Genomic DNA, 25562 nt, shown 5'->3' with positions numbered 1-25562 from the left:
ACCGGACACCCAAGCGCCAGAGCGGGCGTAGCTCAGGGGTAGAGCACAACCTTGCCAAGGTTGGGGTCGAGGGTTCGAATCCCTTCGCCCGCTCCAGGATTTTTCATGACTTGTCGGATAAAGTCTTGCCCGCCCGGGCGCGGCCACCCGCGTGCCGGTCGGCGCATTGGTGCACGGCGGATTGCGGTGCCTGGCCGGGCAGCAGCGCCCGGCCGCGGTCACGCCCCCTGATCGATCGTCCGGCCCTTGGTTTCCGGAAACAGGCGCGCGACGAGCAGCGACTGGAGCAGCATGAAGCCGGCAAAGGCGAAGAAGGGCGCGGCGGCCGAGGCGGCGGCGATCGGCGGATAGACCCAGGCGATCAGCGCGTTGAGCAGCCAGTGCGTCCCCGCACCCAGCGCCGCACCCTGGGCGCGCACCGGTTGCGGGAAGATTTCGGACAGATAGACCCAGATCACCGCGCCCTGGCTGAGCCCGAACGACAGGATGAACAGGACCAGCGACGGCAGCAGCAGCGCCGGGCCGAGCCACCCGGCCTGGACGAGGCCGGTCAGCAGCAGCGCCACCGCGCAGCCCAGCCCGCCTGCGACGAGCAGCGCCTTGCGCCCCGCCCGGTCGATCAGCGCCATGCCGAGCAGCGTGGCGACCAGGTTGCACAGCCCGATCGCCACCGCCTGACGATCGGCCGACAGGCTGCTGAATCCCGCCGCGGTGAAGACGTCGTTCAGATAATAGAGGATCGCGTTGATCCCCGAGAGCTGGTTGAAGCTGGCGAGCCCGATCGCGAGCAGGATCGGGCGGCGATGCCGCCGGAAGCTCAACGGCTCGCGCGCCGGGCTCGCCGGCGCGTCCTGCCGGGTGGCGATCTCGATACCGAGGCGTGCGGCATGGGCATGCCCCTCCTCGACCCGGCCGCGGCCGATCAGCCAGCGCGGGCTGGTCGGCATCACCAGGGTCATCGCCAGCAGCAATGCCGCGGGGGCGACCGCGACCCCGAGCTTCCACCGCCAGACCGTCTCGGCCCCCGTCTGCGCCAGCAGCGCGTTCGACGCGTAGGCGGCAAGGATGCCGATGACGATGCAGAGCTGAAATGTCCCGACCAGCCGGCCGCGCAGCCGAGCGGGCGCCAGTTCGCTGATATAGACCGGTGCCAGCACCGAGGACGCGCCGATGGCGAGCCCGCCGATCAGGCGGGCGGCGGCAAAGGTGCGCTCGTCCCCCGCCAGGGCGGACGCAAGCGCGGAACCGAGATAGAGCAGCGCGGTGACCGCAAGCATCGCCCGGCTGCCGAAGCGATCGCCCAGCGGGCCGGCGACGAACGCGCCGACCAGCGTACCCCACAGCGCGATCGACACCGCGAACCCCAGCGCCGCGGGCGTCAGCTCGAACACGCGCACAAGGTCCTTGGTCACCCCGGCGATGACCGCGGTGTCGAAGCCGAACAGCAGTCCCGAAATCGCGGCGGCGGCGATGCCGAGCTTCACGCGCAGCGATATTGGCCCGGCCGGCGCCGCATCGGTCGGGGCAGCGGGGTGGACGGGATCGACAATCATGAATCGCCTTTCAGCGCGAGGGCGGTGGTGACGACCGTTTCGGCAAGCGCCTGATGGTCGCTAGCGGACGGATGGCGGTTGCAGCCGGCGAGCGTGAGGTCCGGAAAGCGCACGACGGCCCGCCGCAACGGGCGAAGCGCCTCGGCGATCTGGTCGACATCGGCCGCGAAGCGGGGACCGGCCATCAGGATGAAGCGCGCGCGGGGATGGGCGGCGTGCAGCCGTCCGACGAACGCGACATAACGCGCGCGATAGGCGCGGCGCAGGGCGGCCTCGTCGGCCCACGCCTCCCCCGCGCGCAGCGGGGTCGAGAAATCGTTGGTGCCCAGATTGACGACGATGAGCGCGGGGGAGGGTCGCGGCGCACCACGGTCGCCGGCCACGCCGGGCACAGCCCGGTCGTACAGGTCGGGCATCGCTTGAAACGGATGCCCGCCGTCGTAATTGCGCACCATGCCGCGACCGGAGACCGCGACGATGCGATAATCCATGTCGAGCCGGGCGGCGGCGAGCGGACCGAAGGCCAGGCCGGTGTCGGTGGCGGCGAACACCTCGGCATCGTTGCAGCGCGCCTGTTCCAGCCGGTTGCCGTAGCCGACGGTGAACGAATCGCCGATGAATTCCACGACCGGGCGGGCGGCGCGCGGCGCCAGCGGCACCGTCGCGCCGCTTGCGAAGAACCCGCCGAACCGCGAGCCCGCGCCGCGCGCTTCGGTAACCTGTTCCAGCCGGATGACGTGATCGCCCGCCGGCAAGCCGCGCAGCCGCGCGACATGCCGCCCGGGGGCCTTCAGCAGCCCGACCTCGGCCCCGTCGACGCGCAGGCGCAGCCACTGCGTCGGCGCGTCGACTCGGAGGTCGATCGCCGTGCCGCGAAAGCGCCCCTCGAACCACGCCCCCGGCCAGCCAAAGGCGCGCCAGCCGGCAGCGTCGGCCCGCTCGCCCCCGATCGCATATGCGGGGACAGCGCGGCCGGGCGCATCGGCACCGCCGAGAAGCAGCGCGGCGAAGGCCAGCGACAGCGCGGCCCTGCCGAGCGCGCGATCAGGCCCCCGCGCGCCGGTCATTGCTCGCCCGGACGGGTCGTGCCGTCGGTTCGCGCGGGAAGCGACAGGTCGACGGCCGCATCGGCCACGTTCCAGCCCCGGACGCGAACCGCGGCGGGCGGCGCGCCGCTTTCGGGCCAGGCGATGCCGACCGTCCGCGTCTCGCCCGGAAACAGGGTCAGGTAATTGTCGTCATAATAGGCGGGCAGGATCCGCCCGCCATCGGCATCGACGAGCGTCAGCTTTACCTGGAGCGCGGGAACGGTCGACTCGTTGCGGATCGCCACGACGGCCCGCGCCGCGCCGGGCGCGGGCGGCGGCGCATCGAACGACAGGTGCGCGCGCGGCATGTCGTTGAGCGATCGAAGCGCCGCATCGGAGCCAGTGCGCCAGTAATCGTTGCGCGACACGATCCGCGGATCCCCGGCCCGTCGCAGTTCGAGGCGAACCAGCTCCACCTCGCCCGCCGCGAGCTTCGGCAGCGTGGCGTCGGCGAGCGGCCGGGTCGCCGACGCGGGGACGTCGGTCGCGAACTGGCGCTCCGACAACGGCCGCCCGTCGAGGCCCAAGCGCCGGACGGTCACCTGTGCCCCCGCAAGCGCAGTCGGCAGGCTGTTGACGACCGCCACCGCATCCTCGGGCTGGTTCAGCTGGACATGGACGGGCTCCGCCGCCGACTTGATCGCGTAGAAGCTGGCGTGCGTATCATAGTCATGGCTCAGCATCTGCCACTCGGTGCTCGGCCACGCCGGCTGGGTCATCCACAGGAGCCGCCCGGAATTGCGGGTGAACAGGCGCGCGTTCATCCCCTCGAAAATCGCGCGATGCGATTCGAAGTTGAGCAGCTGGGCCTTGCGCTCGAAGTCCTCGAGATCGGCGGGCGCGCCCAGCCGCTCGGTCATCGCGGCCATGAAGCCCGCGACGCTGCCGCCCCGCGCACTATGCCAGTCGTGATAGGCCCAGCTGTCGTTCGGCGGCCACTGGTCGGCCGCGGGCACCATCGCCCGGAACGCCTCCAGCGTCGGGAAGGAGGGGGTGCCGACCTCGGTCGAGAAGCCCTGTGCGAGATCGGTGAAATAGCGTTCCGGGCGCTGATAGTCCCACGGGCCGCTGTCCGCCATGTTCACCGAACGCGAGTTGCCGGTGTAATATCGCGTGCCGTCGATCGTGCGGACCAGCGCCTCGAGCCCCTCGTTCAGGACCGGCGGCGGCACGCCTTCGTTGCGGCCTAGCCACAGGACGATCGACGGATGATGGCGAAAGCGGCGGATCGTATCTTCCGCATTGGCCAGGAACAGCGCGGCGTCGCCGGGTTCGCCGTTATAATCCTGGGTGGAGATCCAGAAATCGTTGACGACCATGAGGCCATATTCGTCGGCGAGCGCGAACAGCGCCTCTTCCGTATTCTGCCCCACCCAGTTGCGGATCGTGTTGAGGTTGGCGTCGCGGTGCAGCCGGACATAGGGCTCGAGCCGCGCGCGATCGACCCGCTTCATCAGGTCGTCCATGCCCCAGTTCCCGCCCCGTACCGGGATTCGCACGCCGTTGACCCGCAGGATGAGATGCGGCGCGATGCCGTCCGCGGGCAACGCGCGCACCGCGGGCGACATCGCCGCATCGGGGCGCAACGACGCCGCCCAGCCGCCCGCGACCTTTCGGATGCCGCCATGACTGACATCGACGACGGCGCGATGATCGGCGCGCGTCGGGTGGAAGAGCACGCGCTGCAGCGCGCCGTCCGGCGCGACCAGCGACAGTTCGTACCCTACCTCGCGGATCCCGAAGCGGAGCTGCTTGCGATCGCTGCGCGTCGAACCGGCGGGCGTCACCGCGACCGTCAGGTCGTGCAGGGTCGGCGCGCCGAAGCCGTTCGGCCACCACAGCGCGGGGTTGCGGATGCGCAGCGCGGGATGCGATGCCGGCGTCAGCGTCACGACCTGGTGTCCCGGCGCGACGGTGACGTCGGCCTCGATCCGCACGGTGCCCGCCTGCACCTGCAGCTGCGCCGGCACCGGCGAGGCGGTACGGTTTTCCAGCGGGACCTCGACCGTCAGCTCGGCGACGCTGTTGTCGGGGAGCGGCAGGACGGTGCTGACGCTGGGATCGCCGATCGCGACGGGGCCCTGCGCCGCGATCACCACATTCTGCCAGATGCCGGTATTGCGGTCGCGAACCGTGGGAATCCAGTCCCACCCTTCGCTGGCGACGAAAGTCGGCCCGTCGATCGTCATCGCCCCGCCATTTTCGCCTGGGCCGGCCAGGACCGACTCCTCGTGCGGCAAACCGGGATGCGGTGGCGGCGAGATCCGGACCGCGAGCGCGTTGCGCCCCGCGCGTAGCACATCCGAGACATCGAACTGCCCGCGCCGGAACGCGCCCTTCACGGTGCCGAGCCGCACCCCGTTGAGCCAGATTTCGGCGGCGTAGTTGATTCCGTTGAAGGTGAGCGTCCTGAACGCCCCGCCGGTCAATGCCGACGCGTCGAATTCGGTGCGATACCAATAGTCCTGCCGCGCGAGATGCTCGGGAATGGCGAGGTTGTTGAGGCCGATCGTCGGGTCGGGATAGATGCCCGCCGCGACCATCGCGGTCAGGACGGTGCCGGGCACCTGTGCGGGAATCCAGCCCCCCGCGTCGAACCCGACGCGTGCGATCGACGCCCCGCCGGCGGCGACATCGGGTGCAGGACGCAGCCTCCAGCCGTCCAGCTCCCACCGGTCGTCGCCGAGCGCGCGGATCGCCCCGCGCGCATCCGTGGCGGTGGCCGCAACACGCGTTACGGCGGGCGCCGGCGGCGCGCCGGCCGGTCGGGTCGCGGGCGGCTGGGGCACGGTCTGACCCATTTGCTGCCGGGTCTGGAGGGGCCAGGCGGGGCTGCCCGATTCATATTGCCAGTCCTCGTCGGGCGCTGCGGTTTGCGCCGGCGCCGTGGCGGGTTCGCGGACACCACCGTGCAGGCTGAGCTGCGCCAGCCGCCCGGCAAAGCCCGAACCGTCGCGCGCGCGCGGGGCCGCCTGGATCACGCCGCTGATCGGCACCGACGCGCCGATCACGGCCGCCTCGCGCCCGTCGACGTGGAGCCGGACCGAATGGCCATCCGACGCGAGCGCCAGCGCGTGCCAGTGCCCCGGCCGCACCCTGGCGCCGGACCGGTGCAGCGTGTCGCCGATGCGCACGCCGAATACCGTACCGTCGATCACGATCGCGGCCGCCGGCGATGGCGACGCGCCCGGCAGGCGCACGACGGTGGCGTCATTCGCGCCCGGCGCTTCGGCGCGAAGCTGCATTGTGAGCGTCCACGCCGCCAGCGGGGCGATCGCGGGCGCGGGCTGCGTCTCGATCCCGTCCGACGCCGGCGGAAAGCGGAGGTTGAACGGTCCGGCGACAACCCCGTCCGGCGCGCCGGAAGCGGGAATTGCGGTGCCCGCCAATGCCAGCGCCAAGAGCATCACCGTCAGCCGTGCACCCATCAACATTGTCCTGATCCCTGGTCGAAAGTCGCGGTGTGGCGGGCCCGGGCGGCGCTAGCCGGCATAGCGGTTCGCCGGGACGCCGCGAACGCCGGGGTCGGCACGGAAGATCGCGCCCGCCAGCGGCTCGTCGGGGCGGTCCTTGGCCGCGGTCGTGATGTAGAGCTGGTCGAGATCGGCCCCGCCGAACGCGCAGTTGGTCACCCGCGACGCCGGCACCTCGATCGATCGCATCAGCCCGCCCGACGGATCGAAGCGGCTGACCCGGCCGCCATCCCAGTGGCACACCCACAGACAGTCGTCGGCATCGACGGTCATGCCGTCCGGTTTTCCCCAGCTCGGGTCGAAAGCGATGTGGACGGCGCAGGACGCGATCCGCTGCGGACCGTCCAGCCGCAGCCGATAGACGAGGCCCAGCGGCGAGTCGGCATGGTACAGTAGCTGGCCGTCGCGACTGATCGCGGGGCCGTTGGGCACGGTATACCCCGTGTCGACCCGGACCGCATCCCCCGCCGGATCGAAGCGATACAGCGCGCCGACGGGACGGTCCGCGGCGATGCGCATCGTCCCTGCCCAGATGTTGCCGTGCGCGTCGGCGCAGGCGTCGTTCAGCCGCATCTCCGGTTCATCGAGGCCGAACGCAGCGAGCGGCGTGCACCGGAACGGGTCGAGATCGATCACATGGACCCCCGACTGCAGTCCCGCGACGAAGCCGGGCGTGCCCTGGCGTTCGATCACCCAGCCGATCATTTCGGGCACATCCCAGGACGCGAGCGGGGGCGACGACGCGGCGCGCCAGCGGTTGAGCCGCCGCCCGAGGATGTCGACCCAGTAGAAGGCGTCGTCACGCGCGGACCACCAGGCGCCCTCGCCCAGCAGGCTGCGCACCTCGCCCGAGACGACCTCGATCATCGGGACAGCCCCCGCCAGCGGTGCGCGCGCCAGGCAAAGAAGGCGACGCCGGCAAAGCCGATCACGGGCACTACGAAGGCGCTCGCGATGCCGCCGCGATCGGCGAGCATACCGGCAATCAGCGGCAGGAACGCGCCGCCGGTGATCCCCATGACCAGCAGGCCCGACACCGCCGCGCGCGGTGCCGTCGCGCGTTCCAGCGCCAGGGTGAACACGGCGGGAAAGGTGATCGAGGTGAACAGGCCGATGGTCAGCGTCACATAACCGACCCATGCGCCCTCGAGCGTCAACGGGATGAGGCACAGCGCCGCGGCGGTCCCGGCGGTCGCTGTCAACAGCGCGCCGACCGGCACGCGCGTCATCACCGCGCTGCCGACGAAGCGGCCCGTCATCCGCCCGATCCCGTAGAGCGCGAGCAGCTTGCCCGCCGCTTCATGGCTGATGCCCAGGATCACGGGTTCGGACAGGAAATTGATGAGCAGGCTGAGGATCGAGATTTCCGCGCCGACATAGAGGAAGATCGCGGCCGAGCCCGCCAGCGACCAGCGGTCGCCGATCGCCGCGGTCGGGGGGGCCGACCCCCGGGGCGATGCGGCGGCACCGTCGATGATCCGCCGGCTCAGCCAGGCGCCGAGGATCAGGCCGGCGACGACGATCCCGAGCGCGCCGAACAGCGTCTCGATCTTGGCCAGCGACGCGGCGCGGCCGCCCCCGGTGTCGCCGCCCGCCGCGAACATGCCGCCTTCGAGCAGGATGAGCGCGCCGATATAGGGCCCGGCGATCGAGCCCATCGAGTTGAACGCCTGAACCAGCGTCAGCCGGAAATGCGACCGTTCGGGCGCACCGAGCCCGGCGACCAGGGGATTGGCCGCGACCTGGAGCAGGGTGACGCCGCTGGCGATCACGAACAGCGCCGCCAGCACCGCGGGATAGCTGTCGCCACGGCTGGCCAGCGCCATGCCGACGCAGCCCGCGAGCATCGCCGACAGCGCCACCGCGATCGCCGCGGCGTAGCCGATGCGCGCCAGCAGCGCCGCCGCCGGCAGCGAGATCAGCGCATAGGCGATGAAGAAGGCGAACTGGGTGGTGACCGCCTCGAGATAGGTCAGATCGAAGATTGACCGGACCGACGGGATGAGCGTGTCGACCGTCGACGTCGCGAAGCCCCAGATGAAGAACAGCGTGGCCACCAGCGCAAACGCCAAGGCGACCATGCCCTGCCCCCGCGGCATCATGGTCAGAGCGCGCCGACCATCGGCATCCAGTCCGGCCGCTTCGGATCGACGTGGAAGCGGGCGTAATAGTCGCCGACCTGTTCGTAATAGCGCTCGTAATGCGCCATCTTGTCCTCATCGAGCGTGACGCCCAGGCCTGGACCGGTGGGCACGCGGATCGCGCCGTCCGCATACCGCATCGGCCCGCCCTCGATGATGTCGTCGGTCAGGTAATGATAATGCGCATCGCCGGCGAAGCGCATTTCGGGGATGGTCGACGCGGTATGGATCATCGCCGCCAGCTCGATGCCGAACTCCGCGCCCGAATGCATCGCGACGCCGAGGTTGAAGGTCCGGCACACCGCCGCCAGCTCCTTCACGCCGCGTGGCCCCTCCCAATAATGGATGTCGGTCAGCACGATATCGACCGCGCCCAGCCGGATCGCCGGACCCAGATCGTCGAACTTGGCGGGATACATGTTGGTGGCGATCGGCATCCGCACCGCGCGGCGCACGGCGGCATTGCCCTCCAGCCCCCAGGCCGGATCCTCGAAATACTCGATGCCGAGCGGTTCCAGCCGCTGGCCGATCCGGGTCGCGGTCGCGACGGACCAGACGCCGTTGGGATCGATGCGCAGCCCGAAGTCGGGACCGAGCCGTTCGCGGCACAGCTCGAGCACGCGCGCTTCCTCACCGGGGTCCATCACGCCGGCCTTGAGCTTCATCGCGCGCACGCCCAGCGTCTCGGCCAGTTCCTCGCAGTGATCGGCAAGGTCCTCGGCACGCGTGTCGTCGCCGCCGCCCGGCCGGTCATAGCGCCAGAACAGATAGGCGATGAAGGGAACGGCGTCGCGGACCGATCCGCCGAGCAGGTCGGACAGCGGCCGCCCCAGCACCTTGCCCTGAATGTCGAGGCAGGCCATCTCGATGGCCGCATAAAGCCGGGCGTTCGACATGTAATAGATGTTGCGCAGCACCTTGAGCTTGATCGTTTCCAGCTGGAACGGATCCATGCCGATGATGCGCGGCGCAAGCTTGGTCAGCGCGCTGCGCTGGTCGCCGCCGCCGACCTCGCCCAGGCCCACCACGCCCTCGTCGGTGAAGATTTCGAGGATGGTCCGCATCAGGTAACCGGGGTGGACGCCGGTGTTGTGGCGGAGCATGCAATTCATCGGAATCGCCACGCAACGGACGCGGATGTCGGTGATCTTCATACAAGGTTCCTGTCGGTCAGAAGCTCATCAGGCCGTCGACGAAGATCGTCTGGCCGTTGATATAGGCCCCGGCGTCGCCGGCGAGCATCAACGCGGCGCCGGTCATGTCGTCGGGCGTGCCGAACCGCCCCGCCGGAATGGCGGCAAGGACACGGTCGGCATATGCGCGATCGGCCAGCACCGACGCGGTTCGCGGCGTCAGCGTCGCACCGGGCGCGATGATGTTGGCGGTGATCCCGTCGCCCGCGACCTGCCGCGCGATGTTGCGGACGGCATTGGCGAGCGCGGCCTTGCTGGCGGCATAGGCCAGCATGTCGGGATGCGGCTTCACCTGCTGGACGCTGCCGATCGCGATGATCCGGCCCCAGCCGCGCGCAGCCATGGCCGGCAACACTCCGGTCATCAGCTCGACGCCCGCCCAGAGGTTGATCGCCATCTGGCGCTCCGCCTCGACACGGTCGAACGCGACCAGCGGCCGGCGCATTTCGGCCGAGGCGCAATGTACCAGCAAGTCGGGATCGCCCAGCACCGCACGCGTCTGGTTGAGCAGCCCGATGGCCGCGCCCGGATTGGCGAGATCGGCGGCGAGGATCGGGACGCCGGGCAAGCGCGCCGCGGCGGCGTCGCACGCGGCGGGATCGTCAAGGCCGTGAATCGCGACCCGCCACCCCGCGCCAACCAGCGCCGCGGCGATTGCCAGGCCAATGCCCTGGGTCCCCCCGGTAACCAGGGCGGCCCGGCATTCTGCACCCCCGCTCAATACCCTCTCCTCATGAATTATGCTCTTAGCTTGTCAAAAGAGAATTTGAGCGTCAACTATTCATATACGAAAGCATGGCGTTAGTATCACATATCCGATATGTTGGTGCGGAACAAGCACTGGAGTTGGGCAGGATGACAATCGAGGCGATCGCGATGGACAGGCGCGCGATGATGGCGCTGATGGGCGGGGGAATGGCCGGCGGGGGGCTGGTCGCGCCCGGCATCGCGGCCGCGCCGGAAAGCACATCACCCGAAGCCTGGACGCGCCTGTGGAGCGACCCTGAGGTCGAGCGACGGATCGCCGACGGCATCCGGGCCAACCGGATGGGCAACATCCGGCTGCAGTTGCGCGATCGTGCCGGGAGACCTGTCCAGGGGCGGGTCCGGGTCAGGCAGACGCGCCACCAGTTCAACTTCGGGGCGAACGGCTTCATGGTCGGCGGCTTTGCCGACCCTGCGCGCAATGCAGCGTGGGAAGCGGCCTTTGCCCGGCTGTTCAACATCGTCACGGTGCCCTTTTACTGGCGCGATTTCGAACCGACGCCGGGAGCGTACCGCATCGACGAGACAAGCGCCCCCCTGTATCGCCGCCCGCCGGCCGAGCGGGTGCTGGCATTCGCCGAACGCTGGGGCCTGCGCACCAAGGGGCACGTCCTGGTGTGGAACCAGCCCGACCTGTCGATCCCGGCCTATTGGCCGCGCGACGACGCCGAGCGGATTGCGCTGATCGAACGGCGGGCACGGATGCTCGCCGATCGCTTCGGCGGCCGGATCGGCGTGTGGGACGTCGTCAACGAGGTGCTGCACAGCAGCCGGCGCTTCCCGGCCGATGCGATGCCGCCCGACTATCCGGCGATCGCGCTCGATGCGGCCGACACTGCATTTCCCGACGATACGACGCTGCTGGTCAACGAAGCGACGCCCGAGGCATGGGACGAGATCGGTGGCGATGGCACGCCCTATTATCTGTTGCTGCGCAGCCTGATCGCGCGCGGCAAGCGGGTCGACGCGGTCGGGCTGCAGATGCATTACTTCGCCGAAGCCGAGGTTGCCGACAGCCTGGCGGGGAAGCTGCGCACGCCGCGCCAGCTCTTTGCCGCGCTCGACCTCTATGCGCGGCTCGAGCGGCCGCTGCATGTCACGGAGATCACCATTCCCACCCTGCCGCAGTTCGGCGGGGCCGAAATGCAGGCGGCGTGGACGCGCAATCTGTATCGCCTGTGGTTCTCGCATCCGAAGGTCGAGGCGATCACGTGGTGGAACCTGGCAGACGGCACCGCCTATGCCGGCGAGGACCGCTGGAACGGCGGGCTGCTCGAAAAGGACAGCCTGCGGCCGAAGCCCGCCTATCTGGCGCTCGACCGGCTGATCAACACCGAATGGAAAAGCGACGTGCGCGCCACGACCGATGCCGCCGGTCAGGCCGACATGCGGCTGTTCCACGGCGACTACCGGATCGAGGTGGAGACGAACGCCGGCGGATGGGTCGATGCGCGCGCACTCGCGCCCGGAGAAGACGCCAACTGGCTCGTATCGCTGCCATGACCCCGCCTCCACCGGCGGGGGGAGCAATGCCGCCGGACGACGCCCCGGGGGGAGCCCCGGGGCCGCCGCATCAGAAATAGCCGCCGCGTGCGGTAATCTGTTCGACGCTATCGCCGTTCTCGACCCAGTCGAAAATCTGCTCCTCCGACCGGCGCAGTGCCTCCGAGCGTTCCAGCACGGCCACCGCCTGGGCACGGGGCACCACGACGACGCCGTCGATATCGCCCAGCACGACGTCGCCGGGCTTGATCAGCACGTCGCCGATCTTGATCGGGATCTGATAATGGGTGATCTGGCACCGGCCGAGCGACCCGTTGGGGCTGCGATAGCGGTAGAAGACCGGAAAATCCTTTTGCAGCACCTGGTGCGTGTCGCGAATGCCCCCGTCGACGCAGGCGGCCCGGACGCCCAGGCCGCTGGCGGTCGCAGTCATCACCCCGCCCCACAGCGTCGCGCGCTCGTCGCCCGACGAATCCCACAGGATGAACGCGTCCGGGGTCAGCGCCGACAGCATTTCGGTGCGGGTTTCCATCTCGCCGGTAATCTTGACGTTGGGCGCGCTCTTGACGGTGAACGCGATGCCGGCGACGGTCTTTTCGGGCCGCAAGGGAATGAGCGCACCGGGCAACGCCTGGTCGAGCATGAGCATTTCGCGCAGCACGTCGCTGACCAGGCCGGTGTAAAGTTTCTCATACCGAGCCAGCAGTTCGGTCTGGTCGACCGAGAGCGGATCGGCGGACACCCCTTCGCGCTGTTCGATCAGCGCGTCGATGTCCATCATCGCCGCTTCGCGGCGCAACTGCTCACTCATATCCCCTCCGCAGAGAAATGTTCACCAATGAAGTTGCGCGATTGATGTTCCAGTAATGAACTGATGTCAATCGAGTTATAATGGTGACGGGGCAGCCGCTTGCGTGTCGGGTTCAGATGCTGAATATGCCGCGATCAGCGAAGGGCCTGAGCATGCTGAACGAGACCATGAACGCGGATGGAAGCGATCAAGACCGGGGAAAGTCCGTCCACCGCATTCCGGTCATCGACAAGATGCTGGATATTCTGGACCTGTTGCACGGGTCCGAAGAGGGGGAAAGCATCGGCGCGATCTGTGACGCGACGGGCGTCCCGCGATCGACCGTATACCGCATTCTCAACACGCTTGCCGCCCGCGGCATCGTCGGCAAGCTCGCGGACGGGCGCTTTCGCCTCGGTTTTCGGCTGATCACGCTGGCCCAGGGCGTCCGGCGCGACATGAGTCGGGCGGACTTGCTGAAGGCGGCGCATCCGGTGCTTGCGGAACTCGCCGCGCAGACGGGCGAGACGTGCAAGCTCAGCGTCGTGAGCGATGATCGCGCCGAGGTCGTCGACGTCGTGCAAAGCAGCCGCGATATGGCGCCGACGTCGCGGGTCGGCAGCACCTTTGCCATGCATGCAGGTGCGGCCTCGAAGCTGCTGCTCGCCTTTGCGCCGCCGGCACTGGTCGAGCGTGTCCTTTCGGGCGAGCTGGAGCGCTTCACCGCAGCGACCATGGCCGATCCCGCGGTCATCCGCGCGGCGCTCGCGGACATCCGGGCGGAGGGCATCAGCCGCGATCGCGGCGAATGGAATGTGGCCGTCCACGCGCTGGCAGCCCCGGTATTCGGGTTCGACGGCGCGGCGATCGCCGCAATCAGCGTGACCTATTTCGCGCAGCCCGACAGCATGGCGCAGGAGCGGCGACTCATGCCCTTGCTGATCGCCGCATCCCAGAATCTGTCGAAATCGCTCGGCGCGCTCTGAACTTTATTATTTGTGTTCAAATAGGAATGAATAAGGACTTGAGGTCCAAAACAGAACCGCATATGACCTCCACCCATATTGGAACGATCGGTGAGATTCGGCGTAAGCCGGACCGCCGCGATAGGGGAGGAAAAATATGCGAACGGTCCGTACGCGCCTGATTCGACTCGCGCCCAGCCTGCTGGCGATGTCGACGGCAAGCCTGTTCTGGTCGGCATCGGCAGCCGCGCAGGATACACCCGACCAGACCAATGAGGCACCGCCCGCGGAATCCGACGACATCGTCGTCACCGGCATCCGCGCCAGCATCGCCGATGCGCTGAACACCAAGCGCAACGCCGCCAACATCCTGGACAGCATCTCGGCGCAGGATATCGGCAAGCTGCCCGACCAGAACGTGTCCGAAACGCTGAGCCGCATTCCGGGCGTCCAGATCACCCGGCTGGAGGGCGAGGGATCGCGGATCAACGTGCGCGGCATCGACCTGAACCGCACGCTCCTGAACGGCCGCAACTTCATCGGCGCGTCGTCGAACGGCGACCCCAATCTGAACGACTTTCCGTCAGAAATCCTGGCGTCGGTCGACGTGATCAAATCACCGTCGGCTGACATCATCGAGGGCTGGCTGGGTGCGGCGATCAATCTCAAGACCCGCCGCCCGCTCGACCTGAAGGACATGCTGTTCGCCGGGCGGATCAACGGATCCTATGGCGACCAGTCGGAGCGGTTCGGTGCCAAGGGCGCGCTCGCGGTCGGTGGCCAGCTGCTCGACGGGCGGTTGGGCGTGCTGGTCAGCACCACCGGGTCGGTGTTCAACGGCCGCACCTATGGGCTGTTCACCCGCGGCTATTCACAGGTCAACGGCCTGACCGCCACCGGTCCGGGCGCGAGCGCACCGCGGCTGTTCCGCCCGAACCGGATCGAGACCTATGATCTGCGCTACCAGATGGAGCGGTTCGGCCTCAACGGCACAGTCCAGTTCCGGCCGATCGATTCGCTGACCTTCACCTACGACGGCTTCTATTCGCGGTCGGAAACCGACCGCACGCGCAACGCCAACCAGATCCTGTTCACCAATAACCTGACCAATGTCGTCGCGCTCGCCGACGGCACGATCGACCAGGCGACGGTGAACGGCGTGACGATCCGCCCGATCATCTTCAGCGGCCCCAGCCTGACCGAAACCAACGCGCACCAGCTGAACGTCAATTTCGAATCTGGTCCGCTGACGCTGAACGTCAACGGCAGCATCTCGCTCGGCGACGCCGATGGCGCGAACGACGGCACGTCGGGCAGCGCCAACTATTATGCCGGCAACGACTTCGTCGTCGTGCTGCGCCAGGCCGCGGGCCAGACCGCGAGCGTCACCTATGACTGGTCGACCGCCGACGCGCCGATGCCCAACTACAACATCTCGTCGAACTTTGACGTCACCAACCCGCGCAACTTCGAGGGCTTCACCGTCGTCGACAATAATTACCTGACGACCAACCGCGGGCGCGATGTCGATTTCGACGCCACCTATGAAGTCGACTGGGGCTTCATCAAATCGTTCAAGGTCGGCGGACGCTACGAGCGCCAGACGCTCGAGCAGCGCGTCGTCGGCCGGACGCATACCCCGGCGGAGCTGGCGGCGGGCGACCCGACGCCGGGCGACACGCTGCGCGGCAACGAAATTGCGGGCCTCGCCTATAACGGCCAGTCCAACACGCTGTTCGAGGGATATGACGGCGCTTTTCCCCGCACGATCCTGGTCGGCAGCTTCGACATCAACGCCTTTGTCGCGCGCTTCGGCCGCAACCGCACCGCCCAGGACCTGGCGCTCGAGCAGCAGACGCTGTTCGACGTCGAGCAGGATACCTATGCCGGCTTCGCGATGACGACGTTCGGCGGCGAGATCGCGGGGATCGAGCTCAACGGCAATGCCGGCGTCCGCTATGTCCGCAGCGAGCGGTTGTCGCGGGGGTTCAGCCTGGTCAACGCGACGACCACCCTGCCGGTGGAGCAGGGCGCGACCTTCAACAACTGGCTCCCCTCGGCCAACCTGTCGGCCCGGTTCACGCCTGACTTCCAGGTCCGCCTTGCCGCCGCGAAGGTGATCGCCCGCCCGCCGCTGTCGCTCACCGGCGTGGGCATTTCGTTCAACCCGACATCGAACACCGGCAGCGCGGGTAACCCGCTGCTCGATCCCTATGCCGCGACGCAGTACGACCTGTCGGCGGAATGGTATTTCGCCAAGGCCAGCCTGTTGTCGGTCGCGCTGTTCAAGAAGGACGTGTCCGCCTTTACCCGCACCATCCAGGTCGAGGAGGATCATCCGGAGATCATCGCGCCGGGCACGACCAACTCGCTCTACATCATCAGCCGGCCCGCCAACGGCAGCGACGGCAAGATCGAGGGCGTGGAGTTCAACTATTTCCACGCCTTCACCTTCCTGCCCGCGCCGCTCGACGGGCTCGGGCTCAACCTCAGCTACACCTACGCCAACGGCTCGACCCCCAATATCGACGAGTTCAGCGGCGAACGGCTGTCGTTGCCCAACCTGTCGAAGCACAGCTACAATCTCGTCGGCTATTACGAACGCGACGGGGTCAACCTGCGTGTCGCATATAATTATCGCAGCAAGTTCCTGTCCGTGCAGCAATCGGCATCGCAGGGGGGCAGCGTGTTCCAGAACGATTACGGCCAGCTCGACGCCTCGGCCTCGTACAAGATCTCGCCCAACTTCACGCTGACGGTCGACGCGATCAACCTGACCCGATCGACCCGCACCCTGTTCATCGGCACCGAGAACAGGCTGGCGACGGCATGGCGCGACGACCGGCGCTTCTATTTCGGCGCATCCTTCAACTTCTGACCTCTCTCCCACTTGGAGCCCGCTTCGGCGGGCTCTTTTTTTACAGGAGTTCACGATGAAGCACGCGCATTCGCTCGGCGCCGTTGTCGGCGGGACCTGCCTCCTGGCGCTCGGTGCGCTCGCGTTTACGGCGAGCGCACCGTCGGGCACGCTCACCAGTCCGCAGCCGGAGGCCGCCGCTCCGCTGGCCCTGCCGACCTTCGCAAACCAGGTCACTTCGCTCATCCGGTCGGCGCTCTATCCCGACAGCTGGCTGCCGGTGGGCGAAGGCGGCAGCAAGGACGCGGCCGGCCGCTTCCTCCAGGACTTTTCCTATGCGGGCTACGCCAATGGCGACAAGCCGATCCCGACGGGCTTCGGCAACAACCGCATGGTCAACGCGGTCACGCAATATGGCGCTGACAACACATATAACGCGACGACCAACCCCAATTCGGTCGACGCCACCAACGCGATCCAGGCCGCGATCAACGCGATCTGCACCCAGGGCGGCGGCACCGTCTTCCTGCCGGCGGGCACCTATCGCATCCGGCCGCAGGGGACGAACACCGCCGCGCTGAACCTGAATTGCAACAACCTGATCCTGCGCGGCGCGGTCGATGCCCAGGGCAGGCCGGCGACGTTCCTGTTCAACGACCTGGCCAATATGCGCGCGCGGCGGGTCATCTTCGTCGGCACGGTCGACGACCGGTTCATCTGGTACACGTCGCAGGTGTCCACCCCGACGCCGGTGACCCAGGCGGTGACCGATCCGACGCGGATCATCACCGTCGGCAGCACCAGCGCCTTTCAGGTCGGCGCGCCGATCGTCATCCGCACCGACACGACCGAGGCGTTCAAGGCGCAGCATGGCATGACCGCGGGCATCAACGGTTGCACCGCCAATGGCTGCTGGTGGGACGGATCGGGCCAGGGCCTGCTCTATTACCGCACGGTACAGGCGATCCTGTCGGGCAACCGCATCCGCCTCGACGCGCCGATCCGCTACCTGCTCAATCCCGATCCCAGCACGGGCAACAACCCGCGCGCCTATCGCACGACGCCGGCGACCTATAATGTCGGGATCGAGAACATCGCGATCGGAATGCGGGAAAATCCCAATCCGGGCCTGACCGATTCGGTGATCAACACGCCCGGCACCGCCGCGTACGAGACGAGCGGCGCGCAGGCGATCCGCTTTGCCGGGGCCAAGGACAGCTGGGTCCGCAACGTCCACAGTTTCCGGCCCGCGGTGAACACCCAGAATTTCCACCTGTCCTCGATCGGCATCGCGCTGTCTGCGTCGACGCGGGGCATCTCGGTGCTCAACAGCTCGATGTCTTTCCCGCAGAACCGCCTGGGCGGCGGCAACGGCTATCTGATGGTCGTTGCCGGTCAGGATCACCTGATCCGCGACAGCGTGACCGAAGGGGGCCGGCACAATTTCCAGATCACCGACATGAGCGCGTCGGGCAACGTCATCCTGGGCGGCAGCACGATCAATTCGGAGGGCACCAACGACTTCCACGTCGCCTTGTCGCACGCCAACCTGATCGACGGCGTGACCACGATCGGCAACAGCTGGCAGACGATCAACCGCGGCTCGACGAGCAACGGCGCGGGCATCACCGGCACCCAGAATGTGTTCTGGAACGTGATCAAGGGCGACACCGCCAGCGGTATCTTCATCCAGTCGGAGCAGTTCGCGTGGGGCTACATCATCGGCACGCGGGGCAACACCGCGTCGGTCGATGTGGGGGGGCCGACGATCTCGGCACCTTCGGACTGGGTGGAGGCGCTCAACAACGGCGTCAACCTGGCCCCCACCTCGCTCTACCTCGACCAGAAGGCAAAGCGTGACGCCAATCCGAACTACTGAACCCCTGCCATTGGCAAGCCGTCACCTATCGGATATCTTAAGTCTGATACCGGCGTGCACAAAGCACGTGCGGGCACTGGGAGAGGCGAGATGGCAAGACGATATGTGGCGTTGGTGCTAGGCGGGCTGGCGCTGGCCGGCGCGGCGCTGGCGAGTAGCAGTGGGTGGCTCGGAACAGCGACAACCTCCGCGGGTGCCGTGCGGCTGCCGGCGACCGGAGACGGGCTTTCGGCCCTGTCGACGGTCGCCGCCCAGTCGGCCAGCACCGTTCGCAGCGTGCTCTATCCCGCCAACTGGCTTCCGCTCTATGAGGGCGGGAACAAGGATTCGTCCGGCCGTTTCCTTCAGGACTTCTCATACGCCGGCTATGCGATGGGCGACGCGCCGATCCCGACCAGCTTCAACAACGGCCATCAGGTGAACGTCGTCACCCAGTTCGGGGCCGACAATAGCTATAGCGCGAACAGCAACCCCAATGCTGCCGACGCCACAACCCCGATCCAGAACGCGATCAATGCGGTCTGCGCGGCGGGCGGGGGCGTCGTGTTCCTGCCCGGCGGCGGCTATCGCATCCGCCCGGTCGGCACCGCGCCCTATGCGCTGCGGCTGCCGTGCAGCAACGTGATCCTGCGCGGCCAGACCAACGCATCCGGCACGCCCCAGGCCTACGTCTTCAACGACGATCCGGTGATGCGCGCCAAGCGCATGATCGATATGGGGCCGACCGACAATCGCGACATCTGGTTCACCGACCAGGCGACGACGCCCGTCGCGGTCACCAGCGCGACCAACGATCCGACGCGCACGATCACCGTCGCATCGACCGCGGGGCTGGCGGTCGGCCAGTCGATCATCGTGCGGACCGATTTGACCCCGGCGTTCCGCGATCTGCACGGCATGGGGCCAAACCAGAACGGCTGCAACGCCAATGGCTGCTGGGGGTCGGCGAACTGGGCGCAGGGCCAGGTGGCGATGCGGCGGATCGAGGCGATCCTGCCCGGCAACCAGCTGCGCCTCGACATCCCGGTGCGCTACATCCTCAATCCCGATGCGACGACCGGCAACAACCCGCGCATCTACCGGACCGGCACGGTATCGACCAATGTCGGGATCGAGAACCTGTATCTCGCGATGCGCGAGAACACCCAGCCCGGCCTGACCGATGCGGACATCAACACCCGCGGCACCGCCGCCTATGAAACGAGCAACGCGGTGATGATCCGGGTGACCGGGGTGATGGACGGGTGGATCCGCAATGTCCGCACGTTCAAGCCGCAGGCGAACGCAACCTATCACATCCAGTCGCTGGGCATCGCGATCACGCGGTCGGCGCGCGGCATTTCGGTGCTCGACTGCTCGATTTCGTTTCCACAGAATCGGCTGGGCAGCGGCAACGGCTATCTGTTCTTTGTGTCGGCGCAGGAGAATTTGATCCGCAACGCCTATGCCGAGGGCGGGCGGCACAATTTCCAGATGTCTGACTTGACCGCATCGGGCAACGTGCTCCTGGGCGGCGCGTCGATCAACCCGGTTTCGGTTTCAGACTATCACGGCAGCCTGGCGCACGCCAATCTGGTCGACGGCATGCGCATCGTCGGTCCGGGCTGGGAAAGCCAGAACCGCGGCACCACCAGCAACGGCGGGGGCGTGACGGGAACCCAGAATGTCTTCTGGAACCTGATCAAGGACGATTTGGGGACGAACGTGTTCGTGCGTTCTCACCAGTTCGGGTTCGGCTATGTCATCGGGACGCGGGGCAATACGGCCAGCCTCAACCTGAACGGCGCGGCGTTCCTCGCCCCGGCCGACTTTGCCGAGCTGATCAACCAGGGCGCCACGCTCGAGCCGCAGTCGCTGTATCTCGACCAGAAGGCGCGGCGTGACGCCAGCCCCAGTTACTGAACGACGAAGGAGTAGGCGGAAATGAACCGGCGAGACATTTTGACGGGTGCAATGGCCTTGCCGGTCGTTCCGGGGATCATCGCCGGGACGGCGCGCGCCGCCCCCGGCGATGACCATGGGCTGTTCTTTCACGGCATGAACTATGGCTATCTCGCCAAGCAGGGCTATTTCCGCGCCAAGGGCGCGGCCGATGTCGATGCGATGGCCGATATCGGGGTCAAGTGGGTATCGCTGATCGTCATGCTGATGCAGGACACGATCGGCAGCCTGCGGATGTACCGCGATTTCACCTACACCGCCGACGACCTTGAGCTCGCCGCGGTGATCGACCGTTTCCACAAGCGCGGGATCAAGGTGCTGCTCAAGCCGCTGCTCGACATCCAGGACAGCAGCTGGCGCGGGCGGATCAATTTCCCGCCGCTCGACGACCAGCAGATCCTGGGGCGGACCAACAACTACTGGCCGACCTGGTTCGCCAGCATGAACGAGGCGATGCTCTACTATGCGCGCATGGCGACGATGCTGGATGTCGAGGCGTTCGCGGTCGGTGCCGAGCTGGTCGGCACCTATCCGCAGACCGACCTGTGGCGGCAGACCGTGGCCAAGGTGCGCGACGTCTATCGCGGGCCGCTGTGCGTCGCGGCGCATCAGGATTCGATGAAGGATCCGGCGGTGCAGGCATGGATGCGCGAGGTCGATTATGTCGGCCTGAGCTTCTACCCCGACCTGCCCGAGCCCGAATCGCCGACGCCGGACGACGTGGTCCGCGTCCTGTCCCCGCTGCGGGCGCAGTATCGCGAAATCGCGACCGCGATCGGCAAGCCGCTGTTCTGGTCGGAGGCCGGCATCCGGTCGGTCAAGGGCGGGATGAAGTCGACGGGCCAGTATCGCAACGCCGCCCCCTATGACGGCATGGTCCAGGCCAATTATCTGGAGGGCATGTTCCGCACCTTCTGGAACGAGCCGTGGTGGGCGGGTTGCCAGCTGTGGAAATGGGACGAGCAGCAGCAGCGCCCGCATTACGCCCAACCCGGCGGCGACACGGGTTTCACCGTGCAGGGCAAACCCGCGGAAGCCGTCATTCGGCGCTGGTCGACGGTCGGTCGCGCACGCTGAGCCCATCCGCTCGGCATCCTGCATCCTTCACCGCCTGCTCCGGCTTGAATGCCAATAACATATCCGATATGTGATTGGTAATATGCGCGAGGGGAGTGAAAATGACAGGCGTGCGGGATGACGGGCAATCGATGGATGTAGCGGCGGTCGAGGACCTGCGTGTCCGCTATATCCGGCTTTACGGTGGCGCGATCTATGATGTGCTCGACGAAATGGGGTATCCCAACCAGGTGCTAGCGACCGACCTGGTGCCGATCGAGCCCGGATCGGTGGTCGTCGGCCCCGCCTTCACCATCCAGGGCGTGTCCGACCCGATGGGCGACGAAGAGCTGAGCCAGCGTCGCATCCGGCTGTTCAGCGAGATGCGTTACCCGTGCGTCGACGTGCGCGACTGCGGCTTCGACGTCCGGGTCGCCCATTATGGCGAGATGAACGCGACGCTTGGCGTGAAGCACGGCGCGGTGGGCGCGATCGTCGACGGCGGCGTCCGCGATGTCCGCCTGCTCCGCGAAATGGGGTTCCCGGTCTTCGCGCGCTATCGTTCGCCGGTCGAGGCGAAGAAGCGGTGGTCCTATTATCGCTGGCAGGTGCCGATCACGCTGCGCGGGGCGATGAGCGCGACGGTGACCGTGCATCCGGGCGATTTCATGTTCGCCGATCAGGACGGCGTCCTTGCGATCCCGAAGGCCCTGACGGTCGCAGTGCTGGAAGCTGCCGAACGTCTGGCGGGACTGGAGAATTCGGCGCGGACCGAATTCGCGGAAAATCCGGATACCGAGGCGGTATACCAGAAATACGGACGCCTCTAGCGCCCCGATCGTTCCGCCATGATCGCCTCGATCACGGGGCGGGTGGCGGCGAAATGATCGCGCATCGCCGCTTCGGCCGCCGCCGGGTCGCGCGCGGCGATCGCGGTTGCGACGGCGCGGTGACGTTCGATCGTCCGGTCGTCGCGCACCTTGATCTGGGCATGCAGCGTCGAGATCACCTCGCGCATCGAATCCGACAGCGCGTTGATCATGAACGCGATCAGCGAATTGTGCGACGCGCGCGCGATCAGCTGATGAAATTCGAGGTCGAGCGCCACCCACCGGTCATGGTCGGCCAGCGCACCCTCCATCTGCGCCAGCACCTGCTTGAGCCGGTCGATCTCCTCATCGGTGATGTACTCCGCTGCGCGCACCGCGGCATGGGTTTCGATCGCGCGGCGCAGGTCGACCGCCTCGTTCAGCCCGTCGGGATTGATGTGCATCGCAAAGCGCAGCATCTGACGCACGGGTTCGGGCGCCAGCTCGCCGATCGTGCTGGCCTTGCCCTGGCGGATCTCGACGATGCCGAGCGCCGCGAGCTTGCGCACCGCTTCGCGAACCACGGGCTTGCTGACCCCCATCGCGCGACAGATGTCGCCTTCCGAAGGCAGGGTGTCGCCCGGCATCATCGCGCCCGCGATGATCTGCTGGGTCAGGCGCTGGGCGACAATGTCGGACAGAAGCGCTTTGTCCGGATTGATCCGTTCCATTTCAAGCATTTTTGGCCTCGCCCACGTCATCGGTCGCCCATCTCACATATGAGATAAGAATCCGACAGGGCAAGCATTGACCGACGACAAGCTTTAACATATCAGATAGGTTATAAGCATAATCGTCGGGGAGAGGATTGATGATGAGAGGTTCGGTTCGTGTTGCCATGGGCCTGATGGCGAGCTCGGCGCTGTGGCAGATGCCCGCGCTGGCGCAGGATGCGCCCCCGGCCGAGCCGGCGGCCCAGCCGGAAACGCAGGACGAGATCGTCGTGGTCGGGCTGCGCCGCTCGATCGCCGAGGCGATCGAGACCAAACGCAATGCCGTCGCGATCGTCGATTCGATTTCCGCCCAGGATATCGGCAAGCTGCCCGACCAGAATGTCGTCGAAACGCTGAGCCGCATTCCCGGCGTGCAGATCACCCGCCGCAACGGCGAGGGCCAGAATTTCACCATTCGCGGCATCTCGCTCAACACCGTCCTCGTCAACGACCGGCCCTTTGTCGGGCCGACGCCGGACAGCTCGGCCGCGCTCGACGTGCTGAGCCCCGACATCATTGCCGCGATCGACGTGTTCAAATCGCCGACCGCCGACCAGATCGAGGGTGGCCTGGGCGGCACCGTCAATCTGCGCACCAAAAGGCCGCTCGACCTGCCCGCCGGCACCTTCGCGCTGCGCGCCCAGGGGCAATATGCCGACATCGCCGAGAAATACGGCTTTCGCGGGTCGGCGCTGGCGTCGACCCGGCTGTTCGACGACCGGGTCGGCGTGCTGTTCAACGTCGCGTTCCAGAAGATCTACAACGAGCAGCAGACGCAGGAGCTGTCCAACTATGTGCTGACCGGCGGCGTCGACGGCAATGGCGACGGCGTCAACGATCCCGGGCTGTACCGCCCGGCCCGGTTCGCGATGATCCGCCTGCCGCGCCGTGCCGATCGCCTGACGATCGGCGGCGCGGTGCAGTATCGCCCGGTCGAAACGCTCGAGGTGAACATCGAGGGCACGTACAACCAGTTCGACGCGTTCGCCGGCGCGCAGCGGTTCCAGACGCTGCTGAACGATAACGACGTCGGTGCCCGCGTGGGGACGGGCAACACGGTCACTTCCGGCCGGTTCGCCGGCATCATCCAGCGGCCGCTGATCTATTACGAACAGGACCGCTCCGAACTCTACGTACTGGGCGGCAACGTGACTTGGACGCCCGACAACTGGCGCATCTCGGCTGACGTTTCGCTGAGCTCGGGCACGTCGCCGGTCACCGGCAACAGCGCGACGCCGATCGTCGTCCCGCGCGCCGGGCGGACCGTCGACGTGACCTATGACCTGCTGTCGCCGACCGACGTGCCTTCCTATGCGCTGACCGGCAATTTCGACGTCAACGATCCGACCAACTACCAGCTGTCGGGCCTGGTCGACGGCTTCAACACCATCGACAACGATGCCAAGGCGGCGCGCGTCGACCTGGTGCGCGATATCGGCGCAGGGCTGCTCAAGGCGGTGGCGGTCGGCTATCGCTATGAGGATCGCGGCTTCAACACCGAGCGATTTGATGCGCCGCTGACGCTCGCCGGCGCGGTCGCCATCGCCGACACCAATCGCGACGGCATCGTCACCGCCAACGAGATTCCCGGACTTCGCTACACCGGGCTCGGCGACACCAACCTGCTCGAGGGGCTGAGCGGGCTGTTCCCGAACAACTTCCTGGGCGGGTCGGTCGACCTGGCGGCGCTGCGCGCCGGGTTCGGCTATACGCCGCAGCGTTCGGTGGGCCAGAGCAACAATGTCCAGCAGCGCACCCATGCCCTGTATGGCCGCGTCGACCTGGACGGCACGCTGTTCGGCATCGACATTCGCGGCAATGCAGGCGTCCGCTGGATCAGCACCAACCGCGAGGCGCTGGGCTTCACCGCCAACCAGGGCGGCTTCCTGCCGATCCGGTACGACCGCAGCTATGACGAGTTCCTGCCGAGCGCGACGCTGATCTTCGAGTTGCGCGATGACCTCCTGCTCCGCGTCGCGGGCGCGCGCGTGCTCGCCACGCCGCCGCTCAGCGACCTGGCGCCCGGGGTCAACATCAACATCGTCAACCTGACCGGGACGGGGGGCAATCCGCTGCTCAACCCGTATCAGGCCGACCAGGCGGACGTGTCGCTCGAATGGTATTTCGGGCGCGCCAACCTGCTCGCGGTCACCGCCTTTACCAAGAGCGTCAAGTCCTTCACCTCGCTGGTTTCGACGGTCGAGACGATCGACGGGTTCATCAACGCCAACGGCACCGGCAACACGTTTCTGATCACCCGGCCCCAGAACGGCTCGGACGGGCGGGTACGCGGCGTCGAGTTCAACTATCAGCACCAGCTGAGCTTCCTGCCCGCGCCGTTCGACGGGCTGGGCGTGCAGGCCAATTATACCTATGCCAGCAGCCGGACGCCGATCGTCGACCCGCTGACCCGGCGAACCCTGCCGCTGCCGCTCCTGTCCAAGCACAGCTTCAGCCTCATCGGCTATTACGAAAAGGGCCCGGTCACCGCGCGCCTCGCCTATACCCAGCGCAGCGGCTACCTCCTCAACGTCCAGTCCGTTGCCGCCGGCGGCAGCCGCTATATCGACGACCAGAACCAGCTCGACGGGTCGTTCCAGCTCGACCTGCGCCGCGGCCTCCGGCTGACCTTCGATGCCCAGAACCTGCTGAAGCGGCCCGAAATCCGTTACGACGGCATCGCGGCGCGGCGGGTCACGACGATCCTCGACGATCGCCGCTACTTTCTGGGATTTGCCTTTAGTTTGTGATGCGATGCCCGGAATGAACTTCTGAG

General features: G+C 67.2%; 17 protein-coding genes and 1 tRNA gene. 9 read left to right on the top strand and 9 right to left on the bottom strand.

The annotated features are described in order from the left end of the window. Nucleotides 1-21 precede the first annotated feature (21 nt). Nucleotides 22-96 (top strand) — tRNA-Gly (locus GO308_RS11420). 122 nt (nt 97-218) lie between these two features. On the opposite strand, the gene GO308_RS11415 is transcribed toward GO308_RS11420, so the two are convergent. From GO308_RS11415 to GO308_RS11385, 7 genes are read right to left on the bottom strand one after another with little or no spacing between them, the layout of a single operon-like run. Beyond that, on the bottom strand, nt 219-1553 hold the full coding sequence (locus GO308_RS11415) for a sugar porter family MFS transporter (RefSeq protein WP_240885509.1): 1335 nt from the start codon (nt 1551-1553) through the stop codon (nt 219-221). Then, nucleotides 1550-2620 carry an SGNH/GDSL hydrolase family protein gene (locus GO308_RS11410; RefSeq protein WP_240885508.1) on the bottom strand — a complete coding sequence of 357 codons (1071 nt, stop codon included), beginning with the start codon at nt 2618-2620 and terminating at the stop codon, nt 1550-1552. Before GO308_RS11410 ends, GO308_RS11415 begins: the two co-directional genes overlap by 4 nt. Continuing rightward, a complete protein-coding gene (locus tag GO308_RS11405; RefSeq protein ID WP_240885507.1) occupies nt 2617-6075 on the bottom strand; it encodes a glycoside hydrolase family 2 protein in 3459 nt (1152 codons plus the stop codon). Before GO308_RS11405 ends, GO308_RS11410 begins: the two co-directional genes overlap by 4 nt. 48 nt (nt 6076-6123) lie before the next feature. Continuing rightward, nucleotides 6124-6981, bottom strand: a complete 858-nt coding sequence (locus tag GO308_RS11400) for an SMP-30/gluconolactonase/LRE family protein (RefSeq protein ID WP_240885506.1) — start codon at nt 6979-6981, stop codon at nt 6124-6126. Then, the gene (locus GO308_RS11395) at nt 6978-8195 is read right to left on the bottom strand and encodes an MFS transporter (RefSeq protein WP_240885505.1); all 1218 of its coding nucleotides are present in this window, start codon (nt 8193-8195) and stop codon (nt 6978-6980) included. The genes GO308_RS11400 and GO308_RS11395 overlap by 4 nt, the downstream gene beginning before the upstream one ends. Nucleotides 8196-8218: 23 nt before the next feature. Beyond that, nucleotides 8219-9409 carry an enolase C-terminal domain-like protein gene (locus GO308_RS11390; protein WP_240885504.1) on the bottom strand — a complete coding sequence of 397 codons (1191 nt, stop codon included), beginning with the start codon at nt 9407-9409 and terminating at the stop codon, nt 8219-8221. Between the two features lie 16 nt (nt 9410-9425). Beyond that, complete coding sequence (locus GO308_RS11385) at nt 9426-10169, bottom strand: SDR family oxidoreductase (protein ID WP_240885503.1); 744 nt, start codon at nt 10167-10169, stop codon at nt 9426-9428. A gap of 134 nt (nt 10170-10303) precedes the next feature. Here GO308_RS11385 and GO308_RS11380 point away from each other — a divergent pair, with 134 nt between their 5' ends. Beyond that, the gene (locus tag GO308_RS11380; RefSeq protein ID WP_240885502.1) at nt 10304-11716 is read left to right on the top strand and encodes an endo-1,4-beta-xylanase; all 1413 of its coding nucleotides are present in this window, start codon (nt 10304-10306) and stop codon (nt 11714-11716) included. A gap of 70 nt (nt 11717-11786) precedes the next feature. On the opposite strand, the gene GO308_RS11375 is transcribed toward GO308_RS11380, so the two are convergent. Further along, the gene (locus GO308_RS11375) at nt 11787-12527 is read right to left on the bottom strand and encodes an RraA family protein (protein WP_066477180.1); all 741 of its coding nucleotides are present in this window, start codon (nt 12525-12527) and stop codon (nt 11787-11789) included. Nucleotides 12528-12679: 152 nt separating this feature from the next. Between GO308_RS11375 and GO308_RS11370 the strand changes: the two genes are divergently transcribed. From GO308_RS11370 to GO308_RS11345, 6 genes are all read left to right on the top strand, one after another. After that, on the top strand, nt 12680-13492 hold the full coding sequence (locus tag GO308_RS11370; protein WP_240885501.1) for an IclR family transcriptional regulator: 813 nt from the start codon (nt 12680-12682) through the stop codon (nt 13490-13492). Between the two features lie 136 nt (nt 13493-13628). Next, nucleotides 13629-16349 carry a TonB-dependent receptor gene (locus GO308_RS11365; RefSeq protein WP_240885500.1) on the top strand — a complete coding sequence of 907 codons (2721 nt, stop codon included), beginning with the start codon at nt 13629-13631 and terminating at the stop codon, nt 16347-16349. Nucleotides 16350-16404: 55 nt separating this feature from the next. After that, nucleotides 16405-18207 (top strand): glycoside hydrolase family 55 protein, encoded by a 1803-nt coding sequence (locus GO308_RS11360; RefSeq protein WP_240885499.1) that lies wholly within the window; start codon nt 16405-16407, stop codon nt 18205-18207. Between the two features lie 90 nt (nt 18208-18297). Beyond that, a complete protein-coding gene (locus GO308_RS11355) occupies nt 18298-20109 on the top strand; it encodes a hypothetical protein (protein WP_156454293.1) in 1812 nt (603 codons plus the stop codon). Nucleotides 20110-20130: 21 nt separating this feature from the next. Then, a complete protein-coding gene (locus GO308_RS11350) occupies nt 20131-21225 on the top strand; it encodes a hypothetical protein (protein ID WP_240885498.1) in 1095 nt (364 codons plus the stop codon). A 101-nt stretch (nt 21226-21326) separates the two neighbouring features. Further along, nucleotides 21327-22034, top strand: a complete 708-nt coding sequence (locus tag GO308_RS11345) for an RraA family protein (RefSeq protein ID WP_240885497.1) — start codon at nt 21327-21329, stop codon at nt 22032-22034. On the opposite strand, the gene GO308_RS11340 is transcribed toward GO308_RS11345, so the two are convergent. Then, on the bottom strand, nt 22031-22753 hold the full coding sequence (locus GO308_RS11340) for a FadR/GntR family transcriptional regulator (RefSeq protein WP_066544126.1): 723 nt from the start codon (nt 22751-22753) through the stop codon (nt 22031-22033). The two genes, GO308_RS11345 and GO308_RS11340, sit on opposite strands and share 4 nt — an antisense overlap. A gap of 131 nt (nt 22754-22884) precedes the next feature. Between GO308_RS11340 and GO308_RS11335 the strand changes: the two genes are divergently transcribed. After that, nucleotides 22885-25536, top strand: a complete 2652-nt coding sequence (locus GO308_RS11335) for a TonB-dependent receptor (protein WP_240885496.1) — start codon at nt 22885-22887, stop codon at nt 25534-25536. Nucleotides 25537-25562: the final 26 nt, after the last annotated feature.

It is taken from the genome of Sphingomonas sp. SFZ2018-12 (genome assembly GCF_022496715.1).
Taxonomy (GTDB): Bacteria; Pseudomonadota; Alphaproteobacteria; order Sphingomonadales; family Sphingomonadaceae; genus Sphingomonas.
The sequence above is the reverse complement of the archived record's forward strand: the minus strand, read 5'-3'. Positions and strand labels throughout refer to the sequence as shown.